The organism is Mucilaginibacter polytrichastri, from assembly GCF_001911425.1.
GTDB lineage: Bacteria > Bacteroidota > Bacteroidia > Sphingobacteriales > Sphingobacteriaceae > Mucilaginibacter > Mucilaginibacter polytrichastri.
Map to the genome: position 1 here is coordinate 142,682 of NZ_MPPL01000001.1, position 23,722 is coordinate 166,403.

At 41.5% G+C, this 23,722-nt stretch carries 35 protein-coding genes; 33 read left to right on the top strand and 2 right to left on the bottom strand.

Translation table 11 applies throughout. The annotated features are described in order from the left end of the window. From RG47T_RS00565 to RG47T_RS00575, 3 genes are all read left to right on the top strand, one after another. On the top strand, nucleotides 1–1,153 hold a 1,153-nt coding region (locus tag RG47T_RS00565; RefSeq protein WP_253187481.1), incomplete at its 5' end, for a prephenate dehydrogenase. A 46-nt stretch (nucleotides 1,154–1,199) separates the two neighbouring features. Beyond that, nucleotides 1,200–1,454 (top strand): type II toxin-antitoxin system Phd/YefM family antitoxin, encoded by a 255-nt coding sequence (locus RG47T_RS00570; RefSeq protein WP_074487382.1) that lies wholly within the window; start codon nucleotides 1,200–1,202, stop codon nucleotides 1,452–1,454. Further along, a complete protein-coding gene (locus RG47T_RS00575) occupies nucleotides 1,454–1,708 on the top strand; it encodes a Txe/YoeB family addiction module toxin (RefSeq protein ID WP_074487383.1) in 255 nt (84 codons plus the stop codon). Before RG47T_RS00570 ends, RG47T_RS00575 begins: the two co-directional genes overlap by 1 nt. Before the next feature lie 97 nt (nucleotides 1,709–1,805). Here RG47T_RS00575 and RG47T_RS00580 read toward each other — a convergent pair whose 3' ends face one another. Continuing rightward, a complete protein-coding gene (locus RG47T_RS00580; protein WP_074487384.1) occupies nucleotides 1,806–3,680 on the bottom strand; it encodes a M1 family metallopeptidase in 1,875 nt (624 codons plus the stop codon). A gap of 318 nt (nucleotides 3,681–3,998) precedes the next feature. On the opposite strand from RG47T_RS00580, the gene rplC reads away from it, so the two are divergent. The 30 genes from rplC (at nucleotide 3,999) to dnaK (ending at nucleotide 21,733) form a co-directional block, all read left to right on the top strand. Further along, entirely contained in the window at nucleotides 3,999–4,616 is a 618-nt protein-coding gene (gene rplC / locus RG47T_RS00585) for a 50S ribosomal protein L3 (protein ID WP_074487385.1), read from the top strand. A 1-nt stretch (nucleotide 4,617) separates the two neighbouring features. Then, nucleotides 4,618–5,247 carry a 50S ribosomal protein L4 gene (gene rplD, locus RG47T_RS00590; RefSeq protein ID WP_074487386.1) on the top strand — a complete coding sequence of 210 codons (630 nt, stop codon included), beginning with the start codon at nucleotides 4,618–4,620 and terminating at the stop codon, nucleotides 5,245–5,247. 1 nt (nucleotide 5,248) lies between these two features. Further along, a complete protein-coding gene (gene rplW / locus RG47T_RS00595; protein ID WP_074487387.1) occupies nucleotides 5,249–5,539 on the top strand; it encodes a 50S ribosomal protein L23 in 291 nt (96 codons plus the stop codon). A gap of 8 nt (nucleotides 5,540–5,547) precedes the next feature. After that, on the top strand, nucleotides 5,548–6,372 hold the full coding sequence (gene rplB / locus RG47T_RS00600; RefSeq protein ID WP_074487388.1) for a 50S ribosomal protein L2: 825 nt from the start codon (nucleotides 5,548–5,550) through the stop codon (nucleotides 6,370–6,372). Then, nucleotides 6,372–6,638 carry a 30S ribosomal protein S19 gene (rpsS, locus tag RG47T_RS00605; protein ID WP_074487389.1) on the top strand — a complete coding sequence of 89 codons (267 nt, stop codon included), beginning with the start codon at nucleotides 6,372–6,374 and terminating at the stop codon, nucleotides 6,636–6,638. Before rplB ends, rpsS begins: the two co-directional genes overlap by 1 nt. Before the next feature lie 3 nt (nucleotides 6,639–6,641). Further along, a complete protein-coding gene (gene rplV / locus RG47T_RS00610) occupies nucleotides 6,642–7,070 on the top strand; it encodes a 50S ribosomal protein L22 (RefSeq protein ID WP_074487390.1) in 429 nt (142 codons plus the stop codon). 2 nt (nucleotides 7,071–7,072) lie between these two features. Beyond that, nucleotides 7,073–7,981, top strand: a complete 909-nt coding sequence (rpsC, locus tag RG47T_RS00615; RefSeq protein WP_074487391.1) for a 30S ribosomal protein S3 — start codon at nucleotides 7,073–7,075, stop codon at nucleotides 7,979–7,981. A gap of 45 nt (nucleotides 7,982–8,026) precedes the next feature. Continuing rightward, nucleotides 8,027–8,449, top strand: coding sequence for a 50S ribosomal protein L16 (rplP, locus tag RG47T_RS00620; RefSeq protein ID WP_074487392.1), 423 nt, complete (start codon nucleotides 8,027–8,029; stop codon nucleotides 8,447–8,449). A gap of 90 nt (nucleotides 8,450–8,539) precedes the next feature. Continuing rightward, a complete protein-coding gene (gene rpmC / locus RG47T_RS00625) occupies nucleotides 8,540–8,749 on the top strand; it encodes a 50S ribosomal protein L29 (protein WP_074487393.1) in 210 nt (69 codons plus the stop codon). An 18-nt stretch (nucleotides 8,750–8,767) separates the two neighbouring features. After that, on the top strand, nucleotides 8,768–9,022 hold the full coding sequence (rpsQ, locus tag RG47T_RS00630) for a 30S ribosomal protein S17 (RefSeq protein ID WP_074487394.1): 255 nt from the start codon (nucleotides 8,768–8,770) through the stop codon (nucleotides 9,020–9,022). Nucleotide 9,023: 1 nt separating this feature from the next. After that, nucleotides 9,024–9,392, top strand: coding sequence for a 50S ribosomal protein L14 (gene rplN / locus RG47T_RS00635; RefSeq protein WP_067059744.1), 369 nt, complete (start codon nucleotides 9,024–9,026; stop codon nucleotides 9,390–9,392). A gap of 2 nt (nucleotides 9,393–9,394) precedes the next feature. Beyond that, a complete protein-coding gene (gene rplX, locus RG47T_RS00640; protein WP_074487395.1) occupies nucleotides 9,395–9,736 on the top strand; it encodes a 50S ribosomal protein L24 in 342 nt (113 codons plus the stop codon). Continuing rightward, nucleotides 9,736–10,305, top strand: a complete 570-nt coding sequence (rplE, locus tag RG47T_RS00645) for a 50S ribosomal protein L5 (RefSeq protein WP_074487396.1) — start codon at nucleotides 9,736–9,738, stop codon at nucleotides 10,303–10,305. The genes rplX and rplE overlap by 1 nt, the downstream gene beginning before the upstream one ends. Continuing rightward, nucleotides 10,298–10,567 (top strand): 30S ribosomal protein S14, encoded by a 270-nt coding sequence (gene rpsN / locus RG47T_RS00650; RefSeq protein ID WP_074487397.1) that lies wholly within the window; start codon nucleotides 10,298–10,300, stop codon nucleotides 10,565–10,567. Before rplE ends, rpsN begins: the two co-directional genes overlap by 8 nt. A gap of 137 nt (nucleotides 10,568–10,704) precedes the next feature. Beyond that, complete coding sequence (gene rpsH, locus RG47T_RS00655) at nucleotides 10,705–11,103, top strand: 30S ribosomal protein S8 (RefSeq protein ID WP_074487398.1); 399 nt, start codon at nucleotides 10,705–10,707, stop codon at nucleotides 11,101–11,103. Nucleotides 11,104–11,122: 19 nt separating this feature from the next. Further along, nucleotides 11,123–11,680: a 50S ribosomal protein L6 gene (gene rplF, locus RG47T_RS00660; protein WP_074487399.1), complete on the top strand. Its 558-nt coding sequence runs from the start codon at nucleotides 11,123–11,125 to the stop codon at nucleotides 11,678–11,680. Between the two features lie 5 nt (nucleotides 11,681–11,685). Continuing rightward, nucleotides 11,686–12,036, top strand: a complete 351-nt coding sequence (gene rplR, locus RG47T_RS00665; RefSeq protein WP_074487400.1) for a 50S ribosomal protein L18 — start codon at nucleotides 11,686–11,688, stop codon at nucleotides 12,034–12,036. A gap of 13 nt (nucleotides 12,037–12,049) precedes the next feature. Then, nucleotides 12,050–12,568 carry a 30S ribosomal protein S5 gene (rpsE, locus tag RG47T_RS00670; RefSeq protein ID WP_074487401.1) on the top strand — a complete coding sequence of 173 codons (519 nt, stop codon included), beginning with the start codon at nucleotides 12,050–12,052 and terminating at the stop codon, nucleotides 12,566–12,568. A 5-nt stretch (nucleotides 12,569–12,573) separates the two neighbouring features. Further along, a complete protein-coding gene (gene rpmD, locus RG47T_RS00675) occupies nucleotides 12,574–12,753 on the top strand; it encodes a 50S ribosomal protein L30 (RefSeq protein WP_074487402.1) in 180 nt (59 codons plus the stop codon). Between the two features lie 2 nt (nucleotides 12,754–12,755). Next, nucleotides 12,756–13,202: a 50S ribosomal protein L15 gene (gene rplO / locus RG47T_RS00680; protein ID WP_074487403.1), complete on the top strand. Its 447-nt coding sequence runs from the start codon at nucleotides 12,756–12,758 to the stop codon at nucleotides 13,200–13,202. 6 nt (nucleotides 13,203–13,208) lie between these two features. Next, a complete protein-coding gene (secY, locus tag RG47T_RS00685; protein ID WP_074487404.1) occupies nucleotides 13,209–14,564 on the top strand; it encodes a preprotein translocase subunit SecY in 1,356 nt (451 codons plus the stop codon). Between the two features lie 15 nt (nucleotides 14,565–14,579). Continuing rightward, nucleotides 14,580–15,365, top strand: a complete 786-nt coding sequence (map, locus tag RG47T_RS00690; protein ID WP_074487405.1) for a type I methionyl aminopeptidase — start codon at nucleotides 14,580–14,582, stop codon at nucleotides 15,363–15,365. 71 nt (nucleotides 15,366–15,436) lie between these two features. Beyond that, nucleotides 15,437–15,655: a translation initiation factor IF-1 gene (gene infA / locus RG47T_RS00695; RefSeq protein WP_074487406.1), complete on the top strand. Its 219-nt coding sequence runs from the start codon at nucleotides 15,437–15,439 to the stop codon at nucleotides 15,653–15,655. Nucleotides 15,656–15,663: 8 nt separating this feature from the next. Beyond that, nucleotides 15,664–15,780: a 50S ribosomal protein L36 gene (gene rpmJ / locus RG47T_RS00700; protein ID WP_074487407.1), complete on the top strand. Its 117-nt coding sequence runs from the start codon at nucleotides 15,664–15,666 to the stop codon at nucleotides 15,778–15,780. A 71-nt stretch (nucleotides 15,781–15,851) separates the two neighbouring features. After that, on the top strand, nucleotides 15,852–16,229 hold the full coding sequence (gene rpsM / locus RG47T_RS00705) for a 30S ribosomal protein S13 (protein ID WP_074487408.1): 378 nt from the start codon (nucleotides 15,852–15,854) through the stop codon (nucleotides 16,227–16,229). A 130-nt stretch (nucleotides 16,230–16,359) separates the two neighbouring features. Then, entirely contained in the window at nucleotides 16,360–16,749 is a 390-nt protein-coding gene (gene rpsK, locus RG47T_RS00710; RefSeq protein WP_074487409.1) for a 30S ribosomal protein S11, read from the top strand. 66 nt (nucleotides 16,750–16,815) lie between these two features. Then, entirely contained in the window at nucleotides 16,816–17,424 is a 609-nt protein-coding gene (gene rpsD / locus RG47T_RS00715) for a 30S ribosomal protein S4 (RefSeq protein WP_074487410.1), read from the top strand. Between the two features lie 102 nt (nucleotides 17,425–17,526). Beyond that, nucleotides 17,527–18,519, top strand: a complete 993-nt coding sequence (locus tag RG47T_RS00720; RefSeq protein WP_074487411.1) for a DNA-directed RNA polymerase subunit alpha — start codon at nucleotides 17,527–17,529, stop codon at nucleotides 18,517–18,519. A 156-nt stretch (nucleotides 18,520–18,675) separates the two neighbouring features. Beyond that, nucleotides 18,676–19,248 (top strand): 50S ribosomal protein L17, encoded by a 573-nt coding sequence (gene rplQ / locus RG47T_RS00725; protein WP_074487412.1) that lies wholly within the window; start codon nucleotides 18,676–18,678, stop codon nucleotides 19,246–19,248. 577 nt (nucleotides 19,249–19,825) lie between these two features. Further along, a complete protein-coding gene (gene dnaK, locus RG47T_RS00730) occupies nucleotides 19,826–21,733 on the top strand; it encodes a molecular chaperone DnaK (RefSeq protein WP_074487413.1) in 1,908 nt (635 codons plus the stop codon). A gap of 475 nt (nucleotides 21,734–22,208) precedes the next feature. On the opposite strand, the gene RG47T_RS00735 is transcribed toward dnaK, so the two are convergent. Then, nucleotides 22,209–23,722, bottom strand: a 1,514-nt coding sequence (locus RG47T_RS00735) for a TIM-barrel domain-containing protein (protein WP_253187482.1), incomplete at its 5' end; no start/stop codon positions are given.

Sequence of the window (23,722 nt, forward strand, 5' to 3'; positions counted from 1 at the left end):
AAGGGTGGAAGAAGACCTTGTAGGCCATCAGGTAGAAATATTAGGCGATGGAACAGCTGTTGCTGCCAAAAGCGACCTGCTGATCTATTCTGTCGAAGCCGAATATCTGGAGCAGGTGGTTGCACAATCCTATCTGGCTGTCAGGCCCAATGCTATTGTGGCAGGCCAAACTTCAGTAAAATCAATAGAGATAGCCATTTTTGAAAAGTACCTGCCTACAGGTATAAACATAGTTACTTTTCATGCTATGCATGGGCCGGGTTTTGAACCCAAAGGGCAAAAGCTGATCCTCATTCGTCATCGGAGTGATGACGAGAGTTATCAGCGCATGTTCGATCTGTTTAATAAGGTGGGGACTGATATTGTGGAACTGCCCGACTATCATCAGCACGACCAGATCGTAGCAGATACGCAGGCTGTTACCCACGTAGGTTTCGAAAGTATGGGTACCGCATGGAAGTCTGCCGGATTTTTCCCCTGGGATAATGCTTCTTATAATGGGGGTATTGATAATGTGAAAATCCTGACCACTCTGCGCATCTTTAGCTACAAAGCACACGTATATGCAGGCTTGGCTATCCTTAATCCTTACGCACGACAGCAGGTAAAGCGCTATGCGATATCAGAATCGGAACTTTTTAAGCTGATGATTATGGAAGAGGAGCAGGCTTTTCGCGAGCGGATCTATAAAGCACGCGATTTTGTGTTTCACGAAAGCCGCAAGCTCATTATGTTTAACGACCAGGTGATGAAAGATTTTTCGCTGGGTGATGGCGGCATTCATCCCAAACCCAATTCACACTTGAGTATATTAAGTATGGTTGATGCCTGGTATCATTTGGGCGTAAACCCCTATGATAACCTGATTGCCCAAACGCCACCTTTCCGCCTGCGTTTGGGTATTGCAGAATACCTGTTTAAAAACGAGCAACTGCTGGAAGAGTCGATAGAAACTGCCCTTTACGATAAAACCATCCGTGGCGATGATCTGGAGTTTCACTCGGCCGTGCGGGAATGGTCGTCTATTATAGGTTACGGCGATATGGAGGGGTATAAGAAGCACTTCAACGATGTACAAACCTTTTTTGCCGCCAGGTTAGATGAAGGCAAAAAACAGAGCGCAGAGTTGATTAGAAGATTAATGATGGATTAAAACAATTACTTATATTTGTACTTAAATAAGTACTTATTTTAAGTCTATGGATGTTTTAAATTACACCGAATTCCGGAAGAATCTGGCTAAAAACCTGGATAAGGTGAATGATGATGCTGAGATCGTAATAGTTTCCCGAAGCAAAGGAAAGAATGTTGTAGTTATGGATCTTAACGAATATAATTCAATAGCAGAAACCTTGCATCTTGTTAAGAGTGAAGCCAACCGTGTACGCTTGCAAAGCGCCATTGATGAAATGAACAACGGGATACATTACACTCATGATTTGATAGAAGAGTAATGAAGTTAGTGTGGCAGTCTAACGCCTGGGAAGACTATCTGTATTGGCAGCAAACAGACAAGAAGATTCTCAAAAGAATTAATGACTTAATAAAAGAATGCCTGAGAACGCCATTTGTGGGTATCGGTAAGCCGGAGCCTTTAAAAGGACAGCTTTCGGGTTCTTGGAGCCGGAGAATCATAGACGAGCATCGTTTGGTTTATCGAGCTAGCGAAGACAGTATTTATATTCTGCAATGCCGTTATCACTATTGAAATAAAAAAGAAAAGCGACCACTTCATAAGGTCGCTTTTCTTTTTATGAAATTTAAGTCTTGATTCTTGTCTCTCGATTCTTGACTCTATTTGAAAACTATTTCTTCCAGCTATTATTGCTTTCATCGGCATCCATAAAAATACCGTTATCTAGTTTTACGGCTGTTATGGCTTTTGTGCTTGTTAAATTAATAACAACTGCTTTTTGGTTATGCTCCCAAACTATAGGTGTTTGGTGGAAAGCTTTGGTGCTGCCATCGGCGTAGGTAGCTACAACATCAAAGGGTATGGCAAAACCGCCAACGTTTTTCACGTCAATTTGTACGCCTTTAGCTGTGGTGGTTACTTTATCAATAGCAAGGTCATTATAATAATTGGTTAAGAACCAGTTGTTAAAGAACCAATTGAGATTTTTGCCCGACCCTGTATTCATCGAGTTAAAGTAATCCCAGGGGATAGGGTGCTTGCCGTGCCAGTTATCCATATAAGTATGCAAAGCTTTTTTAAACAGGTCATCGCCCAACATATCTTTTAATGCGAGGTAGCTTAACGATGGTTTGCCGTATTCGTTGTTACCTGCACCGGCATTAAGTTCGCTGGTTGGGGTAATAACCGGCAAGTCTTCGGCAGATGAGCGGTCATGGATCCACCCATTTACGCGGAATCCTTTATAAAGTTTGTCTGCGGCTTCTTTGCCCACCTCAGCTGTGCCGATTAAAAGTTCGTATGTGGTTGCCCAGCCTTCGTCCATATAACCGTAACGGGTTTCGTTAATACCCATATAGAAAGGGAAATAGGTGTGTGCTATCTCATGGTCTTGTACAAACTGTGCAAAGCGGAGATCTTTACTATGGCTGTCATTTACCATCATAGGATACTCCATATCTGCAAACCCCTGAAATGCCGTCATTTTAGGGAAAGGGTAGGGCACGCCCGGCCAGTTATGCGAAAACCAGCTTAAACTGTTACGGCCAAATTGCACCGAGTGATGGAAATCTTCCGAGCTGTTTAAAAAGGCAGCCTGCATACTTGCACGGCGATGGGTGGCATCATCAACCACGGTACTTGCGGCATCCCAAACATAATGGTCGCTAATGCCTATGGCAATATCTGTAATATCATTAGCCGTCCAAACCCAGGTGTTGGTAGGTTTTTGGGTAGTAATGTTTTTCTTAACCAGGTCTTCGGCTGTTGCCACGTGGATGGTAGAGTCGCTGGTGAAAGAGGCCTGCAGGCGTTTGGCATACTCGGGCTGTAATACCTGGTTTGCATTTTGCAGCGTACCTGTTGCCCAAACCAGGTAGTTTTTAGGTACGGTTACCTTTAAGGTATAATCATTAAAATCGTTATAAAATTCTAAAGCATCGTTAAATGCCAGGCGGTCCCAACCGTTATAGTCGTCATAAACAGATACGCGCGGGTAAAAATAAGCGAGATAATAAGTGGTAGAATCAATCATCCCTTCACGTTCGCTTTTTAGCGAAATCTGGTAATGCCAGGCAATGTTAAGTTTAACTGAGTCGTGTGGCATTAAAGGTTGGGTTAACCTTACGGCCTGGTTGGTGGCATTATTGGTAACATTGTTCCATTTGGTTGCAGTACCATTTACATTAAAGGTATCAATCTGGATGCCGCTTGTTAAATAATCTGCTTCAACAGGCCTTAACCTTACCGCTCCCGGGCGATGCACATTGAGGATAAGCTTCATGTTTAAACTCTTCAGCGTATCTGGGCTATTGTTAATGTAGGTAATTTCCTCGGTTCCTTTAATATTACGATCGGGCGCATTGGCGGTTACATGTATATTGTAACGGCCGTGGTTTTGCCAGTAGTTTTTTCCGGGGCGGCCATCTAATGAGCGTGTTGCATTTTTATAGGCGCGTTGTATATCGCGCGGTGTGTATAATGTTTGGGCCGATGCGCCAGCTATTATAAATAGCAGTACAGTGTTTAAAAGTAACTTCTTATACATAGTAGGGGTTATAGTTTTTTGACAATTTTAATAAATAACCGGGTAAAATTAACGTAACAATTATAGTTTTGCAGCCCCTGCTATAAAAATTGCAAATATGCCTTTACATAGCCTGCACTTTACAGGGGCTAATAAGCACACCGGCAACCCCAATGCTATTTGACTTACAAAACGTTAGCACTAAAATTATTGAAAAAATAATTTCCTAAGTGTTTGAGAGTTAATTAATAATTCCTATCTTTGCCGTCCCTTAAAGGGGAACTAATGCCTTGAACGAAGCCCTACTGCTTCGATGGGCAAAACAAAAAATAAAATAAAATGTCAGGAATTATTGGTAAAAAAGTAGGGATGACCAGTATTTTCGATGAGGCCGGAAAAAACATTCCGTGTACTGTAATCGAAGCTGGTCCTTGTGTAGTAACACAAGTACGGTCTGTAGAAACAGACGGGTACGCTGCAATCCAGTTAGCGTATGATGAAAAAAAGGAGAAGAATACTTCTGCTCCTTTGAAAGGTCACTTCCAAAAAGCCGGTACTACACCTAAGCGCAAGCTTGTGGAATTCAAAACATTTGAGGACGAAAAGAATTTAGGCGACACCGTTACTGTCGAGATCTTCAACTCAGGTGATTTTGTTGATGTGGTTGGTACCTCTAAAGGTAAGGGCTTTCAAGGTGTTGTAAAACGCCATGGATTTGCCGGTGTGGGTATGCAAACTCACGGACAGCACAACCGTTTAAGAGCACCAGGTTCACTGGGAGCTTCTTCATGGCCTTCTCGCGTATTTAAAGGTATGCGTATGGCCGGCCAAACTGGTAACGTCCGTATCAAGGTTCAAAACCTTGAGGTTGTTAAAGTTTATCCAGAGCAAAATTTGTTAGTGGTTAAGGGATCAATTCCCGGAGCTAAGGGTTCATTCGTAATCGTTGATAAATAAGATGGAAGTTAATGTATTAAATGTATCAGGTAAGCAAACAGGTGCCAAGGTGCAACTTCCTGATTCGGTATTCGGTATCGAGCCCAACGATCACGCTATTTACCTGGATGTTAAACAATATCTGGCAAATCAGCGTCAGGGTACGCACAAATCAAAACAACGTAATGAAATTGCTGGTTCAACCCGCAAGTTACATAAACAAAAAGGTACAGGTGGTGCACGTGCCGGTAGCATAAAATCTCCATTATTTAATGGTGGTGGTCGTGTTTTCGGTCCTCAGCCTCGTGACTATAGCTTTAAGTTAAACAAGAAGCTTAAATCACTGGCTCGTAAATCAGCCTTATCATACAAAGCACAGGATAGCAATGTGGTTGTATTAGAAGATTTTAGTTTTGACGCTGTTAAAACTAAAAGCTACATTCAATTACTTGCTGATTTACAGTTAACTAACGAAAAAACTTTGTTAGTACTGCCTGCAGCAAATAACAATGTGTATTTATCAAGCAGAAACCTTAAGAAAACCAAGGTTATCACAGCCGATCAGTTAAACACATATGATGTGTTAAACGCTGGTAAGCTGATCTTAACTTCGGCTTCTGTTAAAACTTTGGAGGAAGCTTTCGCTAAGTAATATGGAAATTTTAAAGAAACCCTTACTTACAGAAAAAGTAGCTCAGTTAACTGAGAAACTTAATCGTTATGTTTTCAAGGTTGATCATAGAGCTAACAAGATCCAGATCAAATTAGAAATTGAAAAGATGTATGGTGTTAACGTTACAGCGGTAAATACCATGAAATATGTCGGAAAATTGAAAACCCGCAACACTAAGGGAGGCGCCGTATCTGGTCGTTCTGCTACTTATAAAAAAGCGGTGATTTCATTGAAAGACGGTGAAACAATAGATTTTTATAGCACAATATAAAAAGAGAAATGGCAGTTAAAAGATTTAAACCGGTTACGCCGGGTACCCGCTTCAGAGTTGGTGCCGATTATTCGGACGTAACAACCAATGTGCCTGAAAAGTCACTGGTTGTATCGCACAAGAAATCAGGTGGTCGTAACAATACCGGTAAAATGACCATGCGTTATATCGGTGGGGGACATAAGAAATCATACCGATTGATCGACTTCAAGCGTAACAAATTTGACATTCCCGCAAAAGTTACCACTATTGAGTACGATCCAAACCGTTCAGCACGTATCGCCCTGTTAACTTATGTTGATGGTGAGAAACGTTACATGATCGCTCCTGAAGGATTACAAGTTGGACAAACTGTATTATCAGGCGAAGCAGCAGCACCAGAGGTTGGTAATACATTACCGCTAAAGGCTATCCCGCTTGGTTCGATCATACACAACATTGAACTTAATCCTGGTCAGGGTGGCACAATTGCCCGCTCTGCAGGTACTTACGCACAACTGTCTGCACGTGATGGCAAATATGCCATTATCAAATTGCCTTCTGGCGAAACCCGTATGATCCTGGCTACCTGCCTTGCAACCATCGGTACTGTTTCAAATGCCGAGAAAGCAAATGAGGTGTTAGGTAAAGCCGGCCGTAAACGCTGGTTGGGCCGCAGACCAAGAGTACGTGGTGTAGCCATGAACCCTGTCGATCACCCTATGGGTGGTGGTGAAGGTCGTTCATCAGGAGGTCACCCTCGTTCACGCAAAGGTTTATTAGCTAAAGGCTACAAAACTCGTGACAAAAAGAAAACATCGGATCGTTATATCATTGAAAGAAGGAAAAAATAATGGCTCGTTCAATTAAAAAAGGACCTTATATTGATTTCAACCTGGAAAGAAAAGTTCTTACCTTGAATGAATCAAATAAAAAATCAGTTGTAAAAACATGGTCAAGACGTTCCATGATATCTCCTGACTTCGTTGGTCATACATTCGCAGTACACAACGGTAACAAGTTTATCCCTGTGTACGTAACAGAAAACATGGTGGGTCACAAGCTGGGAGAGTTTGCACCAACACGTACATTCCGTGGTCACGCAGAAAAGAAAAAATAAGGCATGGAAGCAACAACTAAAATCAAAAAGTCTGTATTAATCAGGCAACAGAAAGAAGCTGCTAAAGCTGTTGTAGGCGGCGCTTCTATCGCTAAACTGCAAAACTGCCCAACTTCACCGCGTAAAATGCGCCTTGTAGTTGATCTGATTCGCGGTATGAATGTAGAGAAAGCTTTATATACATTAAAGTTTACAAATAAAGAAGCGGCTATCCGTGTTGAGAAACTGTTATTATCAGCTATCAAAAACTGGGAAGCTAAAAACGAAGGCAAACGTGTTGAAGATAGCAACTTATTTGTAAAGGAAGTTTCTGTAGGCGGAGGCCGTCAGTTAAAAAGACTTCGCCCGGCCCCGCAAGGCCGTGGATATCGTATCCGTAAGCGCTCAAATCACGTAACTCTTATTGTGGACAGTAAAACCGAAATCAATTAAAAATGGGACAAAAAGCACATCCAATAGGTAACAGATTAGGAATCATCAGAGGATGGGATTCTAATTGGTACGGTGGTGACAACTACTCCGATAAATTAGTTGAAGACGAAAAAATCCGCAAATACCTTTCTGTACGTATCGCTAAAGGCGGCGTATCTAAAGTAGTTATTGAGCGTACATTAAAACGTATTACCGTTACTATACATACTGCCCGTCCGGGTATTGTTATTGGCAAAGGCGGCCAGGAAGTTGATAAGATCAAAGAAGAGTTAAAGAAACTGACTAAAAAGGATGTTCAAATTAACATTTTCGAGATCAAACGTCCTGAGCTTGACGCGCAACTGGTTGCAGAAGGCATAGCCAAGCAATTAGAAGCGAGGATTTCATTCCGTCGTGCCATGAAAACTTCGATAGCTTCAACCATGAGAATGGGTGCAGAAGGTATCAAGATTATGACATCAGGCCGTTTAGGCGGTGCAGAGATGGCCCGTACCGAGCAATATAAAGAGGGAAGGATTCCGTTACATACCTTCCGCGCTGATATTGACTATGCATTGGCAGAAGCATTAACTACCTATGGTAAAATAGGTATCAAAGTGTGGATTTGCAAAGGCGAGGTATATGGCAAACGTGACCTGTCTCCAAACATCGGAGCATCAAGCAGCAGCAGTGGCAAGGGCGGTCGTCCTGAAGGTGCAGCAGGTTTTGGCGCACGTGGCGAAAGAGATAACCGCGGTGGTGGTGATCGCAGAGGTGGAGGCGACCGTAGAGGTGGTCCTGGTGCCGGCGGCGATCGCAGAAATACACCAGGTGGTGGTCCGGGTAATAACAACCAACGTGGTGGCGGTAATCGCCCTGGTGGCCCAGGCCGTCCAGGAGGTGCAGGTAGCCGTCCGGGTGGTAATAGATAATCAGTCAATAAGACATCGTTTTAACGACATAAAAAGCTTAAGATAATGCTACAGCCAAAAAGAACGAAGTTCAGAAAGATGCAAAAAGGCAAAATGAAAGGCAACGCCACCCGTGGTGCTGAGCTTTCATTCGGATCTTTCGGTATAAAATCACTCGAGCCGGCCTGGATTACCAGCCGCCAGATCGAAGCTGCACGTATAGCTGTAACACGTTTCATGAAACGTGAAGGCCAGGTGTGGATCAGGATATTTCCTGACAAGCCTGTAACTAAAAAACCTGCAGAGGTACGTATGGGTAAAGGTAAAGGTGCTCCCGAATATTGGGTAGCAGTTGTACGCCCGGGACGTATCATTTTTGAGGCCGAAGGTGTGCCACTAGAAGTTGCCAAAGAAGCTCTGCGCCTGGCAGCACAGAAACTGCCGGTACAAACTCGTTTTGTAGTACGCAGAGATTACGCAGAGGCATAATTAATGAGTTTAAGTTTTTAAGTTGTATGGTATAAGTAATACTTACAACCTACAACTTAATACTTTACAACTTACAATTAAATTAAAGAAATGAAAAACTCAGAAATTTTAGGCCTGTCAACTGAAGAGTTGACCGCAAGAATTGGCGAGGAAAGGAACAATCTCACTAAGTTGAAATTTGCTCACGCTGTTTCGGCTATTGAAAATCCAACCCGTATCACAAAAGTACGCAAGGATGTTGCTCGTTTAAATACAGAATTAGCAAAGCGTAAAGCTGCGGTAACTGCTGGAAAAGAATAATAATCAGCGTCGACAACAATGGAAAGAAATTTAAGAAAAACACGTACCGGGCTGGTAGTAAGCAATAAGATGGATAAATCTATTGTGGTGGCTGTGGAACGTAAGGTGAAACACCCTATCTACGGTAAGTTCCTGAAAAAAACTACCAAATTTATGGCTCACGACGAGACTAATACCTGTGGTATTGGTGATACCGTAATGATTATGGAAACACGCCCGTTGAGCAAAAGCAAAAACTGGAGATTAGTTCAAATTTTAGAGAGGGCTAAATAAAATGGTACAACAGGAATCAAGATTGAATGTAGCCGATAACAGTGGCGCTAAAGAAGTTTTAGTGATCCGTGTGTTAGGTGGTACCGGCAAAAGATATGCCTCTATAGGAGACAAGATCGTAGTTACCGTAAAAAGTGCGATACCATCAGGTAACGTAAAAAAAGGTACAGTATCTAAAGCCGTAGTGGTTAGAACCAAAAAGGAAATACGCCGCAAAGATGGTTCATATATCCGTTTCGACGATAATGCAGCCGTGTTATTAAACAACCAGGACGAGCCAAGAGGTACACGTATCTTCGGCCCAGTTGCAAGAGAGCTGCGTGAAAAACAATTTATGAAGATTGTATCATTAGCACCGGAGGTATTGTAACAATGGAAAGAAAGAAAAACGCACAACCTAAACTTAAGATCCGCAAAGGTGATCTTGTTAAGGTAATCGCTGGTGATTCAAAAGGATCACAAGGTAAAATAACTGAAATTAACTTAACTAAAAGCCGCGCTATAGTTGAAGGTGTTAACTTAGTATCTAAACATACTAAACCAAACGCTGCCAACCCTAACGGTGGTATCGTTAAACAAGAAGCTGCTATCCACATTTCTAACCTGGCTTTGGTTGATCCAAAAACAGGCGAAACTACACGTGTAGGCCGCAAAAAGAACGATGCCGGTAAATTAGTTAGAGTTTCAAAAAAATCAGGGGAGGAAATTAAGTAATGACCTACACACCAAGATTAAAATCGAAATACAAGGAAGAGATCCGCACCGCACTGAAAGATAAATTTCAGTACAAAAGCGTAATGCAGGTTCCTAAACTGGAAAAAATTGCCATCAACCAGGGTGTTGGTGCTGCAACCACTGATAAAAAGCTTATTGATGTTGCCATCAACGAGTTAACTACAATCACTGGTCAGCAGGCAGTATCTTCTAAGTCTAAGAAAGATATCTCTAACTTCAAATTGCGTAAAAATATGCCGGTTGGCGTACGTGTTACACTGCGCGATAACATGATGTATGAGTTTTTAGACCGTTTAATTGCTGTAGCTTTACCACGTATCCGTGACTTTAAAGGTATCAACGATAAAGGTTTTGACGGCCGCGGTAACTATACATTAGGTATCACCGAACAAATCATTTTCCCTGAGATTAATATTGATAAAATCAATAAAATTATGGGTATGGATATTACCTTTGTAACTTCAGCAAAAAATGATGTGGAAGCATTAGAGTTGCTGAAACAATTTGGTTTACCATTTAAAAATCAAACTCCAGTTAACAATGGCTAAAGAAGGTGTAAAAGCACGCGAAGTAAAACGTGCTAAGTTAGTAGCAAAATTTGCTGAAAAAAGAGCAGCCCTTAAAGCAGCAGGTGATTATATCGGTTTAGATAAATTACCTAAAGCAGCATCACCGGTAAAATTGCACAACCGTTGCAAATTAACCGGCCGCCCAAGAGGTTACATGCGCCAGTTTGGTATTTCACGTGTAACATTCCGTGAAATGGCTTTAGCTGGTAAAATACCAGGTGTTAAAAAAGCAAGCTGGTAAAAATATAGTTGTTAAAAGTCGAAAGTTGAAAGGCGAAAGCTTTAAACTTTGGACTTTTGACATTTGAAAAAAATTAACCGATGGAAGGTCGCCCCGGATAGGCCGGGAAGGAAACCGCCATCATACTTTTATAAAAAATGAATACAGATCCAATCGCAGATTATCTTACACGAGTAAGGAATGCTATTAAAGCCAACCATAGGGTTGTTGAAATTCCTGCATCAAATCTGAAGAAGGAAATCACTAAAGTGCTTTTCGACAAAGGTTACATTGCAAATTACAAATTTGAGGACAATGGCCCTCAAGGCATCATTAAAGTTGCTTTGAAGTACCACCCAGTAACCAAGATCCCTGCTATCCGCACAATTTCGCGTATTAGTAAACCAGGTTTGAGAAAATACGCAGGCACTGCAAACATGCCACGTGTATTAAACGGTTTAGGTATTGCCATCTTATCAACTTCTAAAGGCGTGATGACTGACAAGGAAGCTCGCGTTCAGAATGTAGGTGGTGAAGTTTTATGCTTTGTTTATTAATAACAGGAGGAATTAAGGAATGTCAAGAGTAGGAAAAGCACCTATAGCAATCCCCGCAGGCGTTACTGTAACCGTATCAGGCGAAAACCTGATTACCGTTAAAGGCCCTAAAGGTGAATTACACCAGGCGGTTGATGCCGACATCAAAGTCGAGCAGGAAGAAGGAAACATCGTGGTAACACGTCCATCTGATCAAAAACGCCATAAAGCATTACACGGTTTATACCGCGCTTTATTAAATAACATGGTAATTGGCGTAACCACAGGTTACAAGCTTGAGCAAGAGCTTGTAGGTGTAGGTTATCGTGCAACCAATACAGGTAACACACTTGATTTGGTGTTGGGATTTTCTCACCACTATGTGTTTGAATTACCACAAGAAATTAAAGTATCAACTACTGCTGAAAAGGGTAAAAACCCAACTATCATTCTAGAATCAATTGATAAACAATTGATCGGTCAGGTAGCTGCTAAAATACGTTCACTACGTGCACCAGAGCCATATAAAGGTAAAGGTATTAAGTTTGTAGGTGAAATATTAAGAAGAAAAGCAGGTAAATCAGCATCTAAAAAATAATCGTCATGGCAGCTAAATTATCAAGAAGAGACAGAATTAAAAAAGGGATCAGAAAGCATCTTTCAGGTTCAACAGAGCGTCCGCGCTTGTCTGTATTCAGAAGCAACAAGGGTATATATGCCCAGGTTATTGACGATGTTAACGGAAAAACTATAGTATCAGCATCATCTTTGTCAAAAGATTTTTCTGCATCAGGTACTAAAGGCGAGCAATCAGCCGCTGTAGGTAAACTTGTAGCCCAGAAAGCAATCGCTGCAGGCATCACTGCTGTAGTGTTTGACAGAAATGGTTACCTGTACCATGGCCGGGTTAAACAACTGGCTGAAGGTGCACGTGAAGGCGGTTTAAAATTTTAATTGAAGCAAAGAGATGTCAACAATAAATGTTAAAAGAGTAAAAACCACTGAGATCGAATTAAAAGATCGTTTGGTTAGCATACAACGTGTTGCCAAAGTAACCAAAGGTGGCCGTACTTTCAGCTTCTCGGCCATTGTGGTTGTAGGTGATGAAAATGGTGTAGTTGGTTACGGTTTAGGTAAAGCGAAAGAGGTAACTGAGGCAATTGCCAAAGGTATTGATGATGCTAAAAAGAACCTGGTAAAAGTGCCTATTATTAATAACACTATACCACACGAACAAATTGGTAAATATTCTGGCGGTTTTGTATTCTTAAAACCAGCTGCAAACGGTACCGGTGTTATAGCCGGTGGTGCAATGCGTGCTGTATTAGAATCTGCAGGTGTGCATAACGTACTTGCAAAATCAAAAGGTTCATCAAATCCACACAACGTGGTTAAAGCAACTGTATTAGCCTTAGCGCAATTGCGCGATGCTTATACCGTAGCTCAACACCGTGGTGTTAACTTAGGTAAAGTATTTAACGGATAATTATCATGGCCAAGATCAAAATAACACAAATAAAAAGCGTTATCGACAGAAGCGAACGTCAGAAAAGAACCGTAGCCGCTTTAGGTTTGAGAAAAATAAACCACAGTATTGAAGTGGAAGCTAATGATGCTATCATCGGCATGATTAGAAAAGTTAATCATTTGGTAGCAGTCGAAAATATTTAATCATGAATTTAAGTAATCTGAAACCTGCAGAAGGTTCCATAAAAAATAGAAAAAGAATCGGTCGTGGTACCGGTTCTGGCCGTGGTGGCACGTCAACACGTGGCCATAAAGGTGCGGGTTCACGTTCTGGTACATCAACTAAGGTTGGTTTTGAAGGTGGCCAAATGCCATTACAACGTCGTGTTCCTAAAGTGGGCTTTAAAAACCCTAACCGTGTGGAGTATGTAAGTGTTAACCTTGATGCATTACAAGAATTAGCTGAAAAGCATTCTGTAAGCGTAATCACTTTTGATACTTTCAAAGAGCATGGTTTAGCTTCTAAAAACGACCTGATCAAAGTATTAGGCCGTGGCGAACTGAAAGCGAAACTTGATGTTACAGCTCATGCGTTTTCAGCAACAGCACAAAAAGCTATTGAAGCAGCCGGTGGTTCCATCGTTAAGTTATAATTTTAAATGAAAAGATTTTTCACCACATTATCAAACATCTGGAAAATCGAAGATCTAAGAGTGCGTATTATTAACACACTCTTATTTCTTTTAATATACCGGGTAGGATCATTTATTGTACTGCCTGGCGTTGATCCGGCTTCTTTAAACTCTCAAAAAGCAAAAGAAGGCTTGTTAGGCTTATTAAATATGTTTGCCGGTGGATCTTTTTCCCGCGCATCCATTTTTGCATTGGGTGTAATGCCATATATTTCTGCATCTATTGTGGTGCAGTTATTAGGTATCGCTGTGCCTTATTTCACCAAACTTCAAAAAGAAGGTGAAAGCGGACGCAACAAATTAAACCAGTGGACCCGCTACCTAACTATTGCTATTACTGCTGCGCAGGCTATTGGCTACATCCGTACCCAAATAGCACCAGAAGCTATCAGCCCTGTTTTAGGTGCAACTATGTTTAATATCACTTCGGTATTCGTGTTAACTGCAGGTACATTATTTGTAATGTGGTTAGGTGAAAAAATCACTGATAAAGGTATTGGTAACGGTATATCACTAATCATTATGGTGGGTATTATTGCCCAGCTTCCTTCGGCCATCGTAACCGAATTTAGCTCAAGGGTAACTGATACCAACAGTGGTGGTTTATTAATCTTCATTGTAGAGATTGTAGCGCTTATTGCAGTTGTAATGTTTACCATCCTGGTAGTACAAGGTACTCGTAAGGTTGCAGTTCAATATGCAAAACGTATTGTAGGTAACAAACAATATGGTGGTGTACGTCAGTACATCCCGTTAAAGGTTAATGCAGCCGGTGTAATGCCGATCATTTTTGCACAGGCCTTAATGTTTATCCCAACAACGGTAGCTTCATTTTTCCCTAAAATGGCATCAAGCACAGTGCTGATCCTGTTATCAAATTATACCTCATGGTTACACAACCTGGTATTTGCGATCCTGATCATCCTGTTCACTTACTTCTATACAGCTATTACTGTAAATCCGAAACAAATGTCGGATGATATGAAGAAGAATGGTGGTTTCATCCCGGGTGTTAAGCCAGGTGATGCAACGGTTAATTTTATCGATGATGTGATCTCTAAGATCACTTTGCCTGGATCAATCTTTTTAGCAATGATCGCTATTATACCTGCACTAGCTAACATGGCACATGTTAACAGCCAGTTTGCAAGATTTTTCGGTGGTACTTCACTGATTATCTTAGTGGGTGTGGTATTAGATACATTGCAACAAGTAGAAAGTCACTTACTGATGCGCCACTATGACGGTTTAATGAAAACCGGCAGAATTAAAGGCCGTACAGCTATACCTACTGCCGCGGGCACAACGCCTCCGGCCATTTAGTACCGAATAATTAACATGGCAAAGATCCATTATAAGACTATCGAAGAGATAGAGCTCATAAGAGAAAGTTCTTTACTTGTTTCAAAAACACTTGGAGAGGTAGCTAAGGTTATCGCTCCAGGTGTTACTACTATATCCTTAAACAAGCTTGCCGAAGAGTTTATCCGCGATAATGGCGGTGTACCGGCTTTCCTTAACTATCATGGCTTCCCTTATTCATTATGCATTTCGCCTAACGACCAGGTTGTGCATGGTTTCCCCGGAAAGCAGGAACTGAAGGAAGGCGACCTGATCTCTGTAGATTGCGGCGTGATCCTGAATAAATACTACGGCGACTCTGCCTATACCTTTGCCATAGGCGAGGTTAGCGAAGAGGCTAAGAAGCTAATGCGTGTAACGCAGGAGTGTTTAGAGCTGGGTGTACAAAAAGCTGTTACAGGCATGCGTATAGGCGATATAGGCTACGCTGTACAAGAGCATGCCGAAAAGCATGGTTTTGGTGTGGTTAAAGAGTTGGTGGGCCACGGTGTTGGCCTGGCTTTGCATGAGAAACCCGAAGTACCTAATTATGGTAAACGCGGTGCCGGTACCAAACTTGAGGAAGGTATGGTAATTGCAATAGAGCCAATGATTAACGCAGGTAAGGCTGGCGTAAAGTTTTGGAATGATGGCTGGACGGTATCTACCAGTGATGGTAAACCATCGGCACATTATGAGCACACGGTGGCTGTTAAAAAGGGCCAGCCGGATATTCTTTCTACGTTTTCATACATAAATGAAATTTTAGAAAGAAAAAAATAATATATCAAATATTTTTTTTAATTTTGCGTCCCGCTTTAGGGGGCAGATAAATAAGTAATTATCAGTAAAATATGGCTAAACAATCTTCGATTGAGCAAGACGGAACAATAAAGGAGGCATTGTCAAACGCAATGTTTAGAGTTGAACTGGAAAATGGCCACGAGATAATTGCACATATATCAGGAAAGATGCGTATGCACTACATCAAAATTTTACCTGGTGACAGAGTGAAATTAGAGATGAGTCCATACGATTTAACTAAAGGCAGAATAACCTACAGATATAAATAATTAAAGAGATGAAAGTTAGAGCATCCATCAAAAAACGTAGTGCTGATTGCAAGATCATCCGCCGTAACGGGAAACTTTATGTGATAAACAAAAAGAATCCTAAGTACAAACAACGTCAGGGATAATTAAAAAATATTGTGAATAACTGTACAACGGTTGCCCGCCGTTCGGTATTCATTTAAAACAACTTACAAACATGGCAAGAATATCAGGTATTGATTTACCAAGAAATAAGAGAGGTGAGATCGGACTAACTTACATTTATGGAGTAGGCCGTACAACCGCACAAAACATTTTAAACCAGGCTGGCATCAGTTATGATGTTAAAGTTCAGGAGTGGACAGATGATCAATTAGCGGCTATCCGTGGTATCATCAATGATCAGATTAAAGTAGAAGGTGCATTACGCTCTGAAGTACAACTGAACATTAAACGTTTAATGGATATCGGTTGTTACCGTGGTACCCGTCACCGTAAAGGTTTGCCTTTGCGTGGTCAACGTACCAAAAACAACTCACGTACCCGTAAAGGAAAACGTAAAACAGTTGCTAACAAGAAAAAAGCTACTAAATAATAATTGATTAGTGATCTTCAAACGGCATTAGGTTGTTTGAAGATTATTAGGAATACACAAAATTATCAAATGGTTAATGGGTCCGGGTTATTCAGTAACCCACTAATTCATTAACCCAATAATTAAGAAAATGGCTAAAGCTAAAAAAGTAACCAAAAAGCGTATAGTAATTGTTGAGTCGGTTGGTCAGGCACACATCAACGCTACTTTTAATAACATCATTATCACCCTAACAAACAGCACTGGTCAGGCAATCTCTTGGTCTTCTGCAGGTAAAATGGGTTTTAAAGGTTCAAAAAAGAACACTCCTTATGCCGCTGGTCAGGCCGCTGGCGATTGCGGTAAAGTAGCTTATGATTTGGGCTTACGTAAAGTAGAAGTTTTTGTAAAAGGTCCGGGTGCAGGTCGTGAGTCGGCTATCCGTACATTACAAACAACAGGCATCGAGGTTACTACCATTAAGGATATTACCCCGCTTCCACACAACGGTTGTCGTCCGTCAAAACGCAGAAGAGTTTAATTAACAAAATTTTAAAGCTAAGATTCGGCAGTTTTAAGGCTGCTTGATACTTTAAAAAACACAACAATGGCAAGATATACAGGCCCCAAAAGCAAAATCGCACGTAAATTCCGCGAACCGATCTTCGGTCCGGATAAAGTGTTAGAAAGAAAAAACTATCCTCCCGGCATGCACGGTGTCTCTAAAAGAAGAGGCAAGCAATCAGAATATGCAGTGCAGCTGATGGAAAAACAAAAAGTTAAATACACTTACGGTGTATTAGAGCGTCAGTTCGAAAACTTATTCCATACCGCAGTAGCTAAAGAAGGTATCACCGGTACAAACCTGCTTCAATTATTAGAAGCACGTTTAGATAACGTTGTTTACCGTTTAGGTATCGCTCCAACCCGTTCTGGTGCACGCCAGTTAGTTGGTCACAAACACATTACCGTTAACGGTGAAGTTGTAAACATTGCATCTTACAATGTAAGAGTAGGTGATGTGATTGCAGTACGTGAGAAATCAAAAACCATGGAAGCGATCAGCAACTCTGTTGCCGGCAGAAAAATAAACAAATACAACTGGTTTGAGTGGGATTCGGCTAACCTTTCTGGTAAGCTGTTAAACTTGCCTAACCGTGACGAGATTCCTGAAAACATTAAGGAAAACCTGATCGTCGAGTTGTACTCAAAATAAATGATCTTATTAATCTATAATATGACTGGCACTAATCTGTCAGTCATTTTTGTAGTTTAATTCAACTGAAAAATTAAGTAAACAATAATCAAAAGGATATAAATGGCAATTTTAGCATTTCAAAAACCAGATAAGGTAATCATGCAGAAGTCAACAGACTTTGATGGTACATTTGAATTTCGTCCGTTAGAGCCAGGTTTCGGTATTACTATTGGTAATGCTTTACGTCGTATCTTACTTTCTTCATTAGAAGGTTATGCTATTACTTCTGTACGTTTCTCAGGAGTATCGCATGAGTTTTCAACCATTAAAGGCGTTGTTGAAGATGTTACCGAAATTATCCTGAACCTTAAACAAGTTCGTTTTAAGAAAACCGGTACTTCTGGTGATTCAGAAAAAATATTTGTGATCATCAACGGTCAGGACAGTTTTAAAGCTGGTGACATCACCAAGTTTTCTAACAACTACACCGTTTTAAACCCCGATCTGGTTATCTGTAACATGGACTCATCAGTAACGCTTGAAGTTGAGCTTACTGTAAACAAAGGCCGTGGTTACGTTGCAAGTGAAGAAAATAAAAATCCGGATGCTTTAGTAGGCGTTATCGCAATCGATTCTATATACACACCTATCAAGAATGTGAAATATACAATCGAAAACTATCGTGTTGAGCAAAAAACCGATTACGAGAAATTAGTATTGGATATTGTTACCGATGGTTCTGTACACCCGGAGCATGCATTAAAAGAAGCTGCTAAGATCCTGATCCAGCACTTTATGCTGTTCTCTGACGAGAACATGATGCTTGAGGCACAGGCTAAAGAAGAAACTAAAGAAGTTGATGAAGAGATCCTGCACATGCGTAAGATCCTGAAAACCGAACTGGTTGATCTTGATCTGTCTGTACGTGCATTAAATTGCCTTAAAGCTGCAGACATTCGCAGCCTGGCTGATCTGGTTTCTTACGATGTTGCTGATATGTTAAAATTCAGAAACTTTGGTAAAAAATCACTAACTGAAATTCAGGATCTGGTTAAATCAAAAGGTTTATCTTTTGGTATGAACCTGGCCAAATACAAGTTAGACGAAGAATAATAAAACAGACGTGAGATTATAGCAATTGGGTTTGGCTATCAAAGAACCTAATCGCTTAAATCTCACTTCTAATAATAACAATAAGCGAGGGCATAATTCCGCGGGCTTGACTAAAAAGCCGCCCAACGGTATGCACGTGCACAAGTAAATAACAAAATGAGACACGGAAAAAAACACAACCACTTAGGCCGTACCACCAGTCACCGCAGAGCGATGTTGGCTAACATGGCTTCATCGCTTATCGAGCACAAGCGTATTACCACTACATTGGCTAAAGCAAAAGCTTTACGCGTTTATGTAGAGCCTATCTTAACTAAAGGTAAAAGTGATAACACACACTCTCGTCGTGCAGTATTTAGCTACCTGCAAAGCAAAGATGCAGTTACTGAACTATTCCGCGATATCGCAGTAAAAATTGCTAACAGACCAGGTGGCTACACGCGTATCATCAAATTGGAAAATCGTTTAGGTGATAACGCTGAAATGGCGATCATCGAATTAGTAGATTATAACACTGTATACGGTCAAGAAACTGCTGCTCCAGCTAAGAAAGCAACCCGCCGTCGTGGTGGTGCCGGTACTAAAGCTGCTGCTACCGCTGCTGATATAACTCCTGCTGATGACGCTGTTGTTGCAGAAACCGCTGCACCTGCTGTAGAAGAAGCACCAGCTGCACCTGCTGTTGAAGAAGCTTCTGCAAAAGAAGACGAAGCTGCAAAAGGCGAGTAATTATACTTACTTCCGATATTTGAAAAGCCCCGCTCATTTGAGTGGGGCTTTTTTGCGTTTAAAATTTCGCGATCAGACTTTATCAGGTATGATAATTCTACATAGCAATTGCTCGGCTCTGGCCGAGTAATTGCTATGTAACGGCCTCTGGCCTTGCAAATGTTATTGCTTATAATTTAGGAATTGGTTTACATCATATTTGTTACTTGGCCGGATTTGAGCGACTGCATGGTAGCCATTGGGTTTGCCTTAATCAGTTAAGAAATCTATAATAGAATGCCGTATAGAAATGTTACTACTATACTTTTTATGAGATTAAATAAGAATTAATAACCCGAAACAGTAAGCCAATAAAAGCTGACTATACAGGTTAAACAACCGTGTTATAATAAATCTTAGCCTGGCATTTAATCTCTTTATTTCTGCCAAGCTGTCACCGAAGTCTCATCTAATTCTGACTAAAAGGTATATTTCTGCCATGTTCAATTTAATTTTCTGCCAATTAAAGCTTGGCACAACCATTGATAAATAGGCATAGTACTTGATGAATAATTAATAAATAAGAAAAATCAATCATATGTCTAAAATCATTGGAATCGACTTAGGAACAACAAATTCCTGCGTGGCCGTAATGGAAGGTAACGAACCCGTAGTTATTGCCAACAGCGAAGGTAAACGCACTACACCATCTGTAGTAGCTTTTGTTGATAATGGCGAGCGTAAGGTAGGTGACCCAGCAAAACGCCAGTCTATTACCAACCCTACCAAAACTATTTACTCTATCAAACGCTTTATGGGTAACTCGTTTAACGAAGTTACTGTAGAAGCTGGCAGGGTACCTTACAAAGTAGTAAAAGGCGACAACAATACTCCACGTGTTGAAATTGGCGACCGTAAATATACTCCGCAAGAAATTTCTGCCATGATTCTTCAAAAAATGAAGAAAACTGCTGAAGATTTCTTAGGCCATGAAGTAACTGAAGCGGTTATTACCGTACCTGCTTACTTTAATGATGCACAACGCCAGGCTACTAAAGAAGCCGGTGAAATTGCAGGTTTAACTGTAAAACGTATCATTAACGAACCTACTGCTGCTGCCCTTGCTTATGGCCTGGACAAAGCTCACCGCGACATGAAAATTGTTGTGTTTGACTGTGGTGGTGGTACACATGACGTTTCTGTATTGGAATTGGGTGATGGCGTTTTCGAAGTAAAATCAACCGACGGTGATACACACTTAGGTGGTGATGACTTTGACCAGGTTATTATTGACTGGATGGCAGACGGATTTAAAAGCGACGAAGGTATTGATCTGCGTAAAGACCCTATGGCTTTACAACGCTTAAAAGAAGCTGCTGAGAAAGCTAAAATTGAGTTATCAAGCACTGCTCAAAGCGAAATCAACTTGCCATATATTACTGCTGTTGATGGTATGCCTAAGCACTTGGTTAAATCTTTAACCAAAGCTAAATTTGAGCAATTGGCTGACAGCTTAATTAAACGTACTATTGAGCCTTGCCGTACTGCATTGAAAAATGCTGGTTACAGCACTTCAGATATCGATGAGATCATCTTAGTTGGTGGTTCAACCCGTATCCCAGCTATACAAGAAGCTGTTGAGAAATTCTTCGGTAAAGCACCTTCAAAAGGTGTTAACCCTGATGAGGTTGTAGCTATCGGTGCTGCAATTCAAGGTGGTGTATTAACCGGCGAAGTTAAAGACGTGTTACTGTTAGACGTTACTCCATTATCATTGGGTATCGAAACTATGGGTGGTGTAATGACTCGCTTAATCGAATCTAACACAACTATACCAAGCAAAAAATCTGAGACTTTCTCAACTGCGTCTGATAACCAGCCATCTGTAGAGATCCACATTTTGCAGGGTGAACGCCCTATGGCAGCACAAAACCGTACGTTAGGCCGCTTCCACCTGGATAGCATCCCGCCTGCGCCACGTGGTGTACCACAGGTAGAAGTTACTTTTGATATCGATGCTAATGGTATATTGCATGTATCTGCTAAAGATAAAGCAACCGGTAAAGAGCAAAAGATACGTATCGAAGCTTCATCTGGCTTAACTGATGCAGAGATCAAAAAAATGAAAGACGAAGCTGAAGCTAATGCTGATGCTGACAAAAAGGCAAAAGAAGAAGTTGAAAAACTGAATGGCGCTGATGCTTTGATCTTCTCGACAGAGAAACAACTGAAAGAATATGGTGACAAGATTTCTGCTGACAAAAAAGCACCTATCGAAGCATCATTAGAAAAATTAAAATCAGCTTACTCAGCTAAAGACTTCGATGCTATCGATGCTGCTCAAACTGAACTGAACGCTGCCTGGGCTACTGCATCTGAAGAGATGTATAAACAAACAGGTGATGCACCAGGCCAAGGTGGCCAACCTAATGCAGGTGGCCCTGAGGCAAGTGGCGGACAAGCTGGCGACACAGTAACTGATGTTGACTTTGAAGAAGTGAAATAATTATAATAGTTTTTTTTTGAGAAAGGCCCTACTGGAAACAGTGGGGCCTTTTTGTTTTACATTTTCCCGGCCGCCATGCTCATTTTATCACCCCACGGTACAAGTAGTAGACTTTGTTGGCGATGAATTAGTAGGTCATGCTTTCTTTGCCCGTCATGCTGAACTTGTTTCAGCACCTCACATGACAGATAGTAGACTTTGTTGGCGATGAATTAGTACGTCATGCTTTCTCTGCCCGTCATGCTGAATTTGTTTCAGCACCTCACATGACGGATAGTAGACTTTGTTGGCGATGAATTAGCACGTGGGATCCCGAAACAAGTTCTGGACGACGGTCTGATTATAAAAAAGGCGATTATGGTGTCGCAAGATTAGCTCAGCGTAAATGTGACGGATATTATTGTAAGCTTCCAGCTGAGGTAAGATGAAACCTTACCTCAGATTAACCACAGGGTAGAAACCTGAGGTAGCATAATTAGTAAGAAACAGTAATCACCTTACCACTATTTTCAAATTCAATAGTATCAGTACCGCTAACCACGTTACAATTTACGTCGAAGTTTTTCGTGTGCCCTCCAAAACCATGCAACACCAATTTAATTTTAGTGTATTTAGAGGGAAGGCTACCTTCTGCAATGCCGAATGTAATATGGCTGTGAGTTGGGTCGAAACTGATTTCGCGTTTATGGTAAGCGCCCTGCTGGTAATCGTACGATGAACCGTCGTCTTCGTAATAAACAAAATGGCTGGCTTCTTTGCCATACCATACGTTTATTTCCAGTATGCCGTCGCCTTTTTGGTTGGTGTTTTGTATGATGTTTTGCATCGGGATAATGGCACCACTTTTGGCAAATACAGGTAGATCAGTCAATGGCGCATCAACTGTATAAGCGTGGCCGCCATCATAATGCTGACCGCTGCTTACACGATACCATTCGCCCTGCGGCAGGTAAACAGATGCCGTATGCTCTGTGCTGATAACCGGGGCAACCAGCAAACCATCGCCAAACAGAAACTGGTTTTGATAGGTTGGATTGTAAACCATGGCATCCTGGGTATAGTTAATAGCCAGCGTACGGCTTACAGGGAGCCCTGTTTGATGCGATTGATAGAAACTTGAGTACAAGTATGGTAGCAATTTATAACGCAGCTCAATGTCTTTTTTAATGATCTTTTCATTGGCTTCGCCCCAGCGCCAGGGTTCGCGCATTTTGGTACCCTGCATGGCATGGTTACGGAACATCGGGGTATACACACCGAGCGAGTTCCAGCGTACCATTAGTTCAGGAGTAGGATCACCGCTAAAGCCGCCGATATCCACACCAACCAAGCTCATGCCGGTAATACCTAAACTGTTTACCAAACGCTGGCCCAGCAGCATGTGTGCATCATAAGCAGAATTATCGCCCGTCCACACAGCCGAATAACGCTGTGTGCCCGAGTATGCAGCGCGGGTTAACACGAATGGCCGTTTATTACCTAAGATCTTTTTAGTGCCCTCGTAAGTAGCGCGGGCCATTTCCATACCGTAAACGTTACGGATCTCCGGCATGTAGTAATTACCAAATTTAACCATCCATGGGATGTTTTGCCCCCAGGCGGCAGGCTCGTTCATGTCGTTCCAGAAACCTTCTACACCGGGTTCGGTAAGGGCTGTAAATGATGCTCCCCACCAGTCGCGCACATCTTTCCTGAAAAAATCGGGAAAATGACAGCGGCCAGGCCAAACTTCGCCCACAAATTTTTCGCCGTTGGGGTAAGTGGCAAAATAGTTTTTGGCCACGCCTTCATCATATTGTTTGTAACCAGGTTCCACTTTAATCCCCGGATCTACTATGGTAACCAGTCTGAAGCCCATCGATTTCAACTTATCGATAAATGATTTTGGGTCGGGGAAGGTCTGATGGTTCCAGGTAAAGATTTTGTAATGGTCCATGTAATCAATATCACAATACATTACATCGGCTGGTATGTTATGGTCGCGAAAGG

What these genes read in the sequence shown, in the direction of transcription:
- RG47T_RS00570 (WP_074487382.1), top strand. Translation starts at nt 1,200, where the DNA reads ATGGATGTTTTAAATTACACCGAATTCCGGAAGAATCTGGCTAAAAAC.
- RG47T_RS00575 (WP_074487383.1), top strand. Translation starts at nt 1,454, where the DNA reads ATGAAGTTAGTGTGGCAGTCTAACGCCTGGGAAGACTATCTGTATTGG.
- RG47T_RS00580 (WP_074487384.1), bottom strand. Translation starts at nt 3,680, where the DNA reads ATGTATAAGAAGTTACTTTTAAACACTGTACTGCTATTTATAATAGCT.
- rplC (WP_074487385.1), top strand. Translation starts at nt 3,999, where the DNA reads ATGTCAGGAATTATTGGTAAAAAAGTAGGGATGACCAGTATTTTCGAT.
- rplD (WP_074487386.1), top strand. Translation starts at nt 4,618, where the DNA reads ATGGAAGTTAATGTATTAAATGTATCAGGTAAGCAAACAGGTGCCAAG.
- rplW (WP_074487387.1), top strand. Translation starts at nt 5,249, where the DNA reads ATGGAAATTTTAAAGAAACCCTTACTTACAGAAAAAGTAGCTCAGTTA.
- rplB (WP_074487388.1), top strand. Translation starts at nt 5,548, where the DNA reads ATGGCAGTTAAAAGATTTAAACCGGTTACGCCGGGTACCCGCTTCAGA.
- rpsS (WP_074487389.1), top strand. Translation starts at nt 6,372, where the DNA reads ATGGCTCGTTCAATTAAAAAAGGACCTTATATTGATTTCAACCTGGAA.
- rplV (WP_074487390.1), top strand. Translation starts at nt 6,642, where the DNA reads ATGGAAGCAACAACTAAAATCAAAAAGTCTGTATTAATCAGGCAACAG.
- rpsC (WP_074487391.1), top strand. Translation starts at nt 7,073, where the DNA reads ATGGGACAAAAAGCACATCCAATAGGTAACAGATTAGGAATCATCAGA.
- rplP (WP_074487392.1), top strand. Translation starts at nt 8,027, where the DNA reads ATGCTACAGCCAAAAAGAACGAAGTTCAGAAAGATGCAAAAAGGCAAA.
- rpmC (WP_074487393.1), top strand. Translation starts at nt 8,540, where the DNA reads ATGAAAAACTCAGAAATTTTAGGCCTGTCAACTGAAGAGTTGACCGCA.
- rpsQ (WP_074487394.1), top strand. Translation starts at nt 8,768, where the DNA reads ATGGAAAGAAATTTAAGAAAAACACGTACCGGGCTGGTAGTAAGCAAT.
- rplN (WP_067059744.1), top strand. Translation starts at nt 9,024, where the DNA reads ATGGTACAACAGGAATCAAGATTGAATGTAGCCGATAACAGTGGCGCT.
- rplX (WP_074487395.1), top strand. Translation starts at nt 9,395, where the DNA reads ATGGAAAGAAAGAAAAACGCACAACCTAAACTTAAGATCCGCAAAGGT.
- rplE (WP_074487396.1), top strand. Translation starts at nt 9,736, where the DNA reads ATGACCTACACACCAAGATTAAAATCGAAATACAAGGAAGAGATCCGC.
- rpsN (WP_074487397.1), top strand. Translation starts at nt 10,298, where the DNA reads ATGGCTAAAGAAGGTGTAAAAGCACGCGAAGTAAAACGTGCTAAGTTA.
- rpsH (WP_074487398.1), top strand. Translation starts at nt 10,705, where the DNA reads ATGAATACAGATCCAATCGCAGATTATCTTACACGAGTAAGGAATGCT.
- rplF (WP_074487399.1), top strand. Translation starts at nt 11,123, where the DNA reads ATGTCAAGAGTAGGAAAAGCACCTATAGCAATCCCCGCAGGCGTTACT.
- rplR (WP_074487400.1), top strand. Translation starts at nt 11,686, where the DNA reads ATGGCAGCTAAATTATCAAGAAGAGACAGAATTAAAAAAGGGATCAGA.
- rpsE (WP_074487401.1), top strand. Translation starts at nt 12,050, where the DNA reads ATGTCAACAATAAATGTTAAAAGAGTAAAAACCACTGAGATCGAATTA.
- rpmD (WP_074487402.1), top strand. Translation starts at nt 12,574, where the DNA reads ATGGCCAAGATCAAAATAACACAAATAAAAAGCGTTATCGACAGAAGC.
- rplO (WP_074487403.1), top strand. Translation starts at nt 12,756, where the DNA reads ATGAATTTAAGTAATCTGAAACCTGCAGAAGGTTCCATAAAAAATAGA.
- secY (WP_074487404.1), top strand. Translation starts at nt 13,209, where the DNA reads ATGAAAAGATTTTTCACCACATTATCAAACATCTGGAAAATCGAAGAT.
- map (WP_074487405.1), top strand. Translation starts at nt 14,580, where the DNA reads ATGGCAAAGATCCATTATAAGACTATCGAAGAGATAGAGCTCATAAGA.
- infA (WP_074487406.1), top strand. Translation starts at nt 15,437, where the DNA reads ATGGCTAAACAATCTTCGATTGAGCAAGACGGAACAATAAAGGAGGCA.
- rpmJ (WP_074487407.1), top strand. Translation starts at nt 15,664, where the DNA reads ATGAAAGTTAGAGCATCCATCAAAAAACGTAGTGCTGATTGCAAGATC.
- rpsM (WP_074487408.1), top strand. Translation starts at nt 15,852, where the DNA reads ATGGCAAGAATATCAGGTATTGATTTACCAAGAAATAAGAGAGGTGAG.
- rpsK (WP_074487409.1), top strand. Translation starts at nt 16,360, where the DNA reads ATGGCTAAAGCTAAAAAAGTAACCAAAAAGCGTATAGTAATTGTTGAG.
- rpsD (WP_074487410.1), top strand. Translation starts at nt 16,816, where the DNA reads ATGGCAAGATATACAGGCCCCAAAAGCAAAATCGCACGTAAATTCCGC.
- RG47T_RS00720 (WP_074487411.1), top strand. Translation starts at nt 17,527, where the DNA reads ATGGCAATTTTAGCATTTCAAAAACCAGATAAGGTAATCATGCAGAAG.
- rplQ (WP_074487412.1), top strand. Translation starts at nt 18,676, where the DNA reads ATGAGACACGGAAAAAAACACAACCACTTAGGCCGTACCACCAGTCAC.
- dnaK (WP_074487413.1), top strand. Translation starts at nt 19,826, where the DNA reads ATGTCTAAAATCATTGGAATCGACTTAGGAACAACAAATTCCTGCGTG.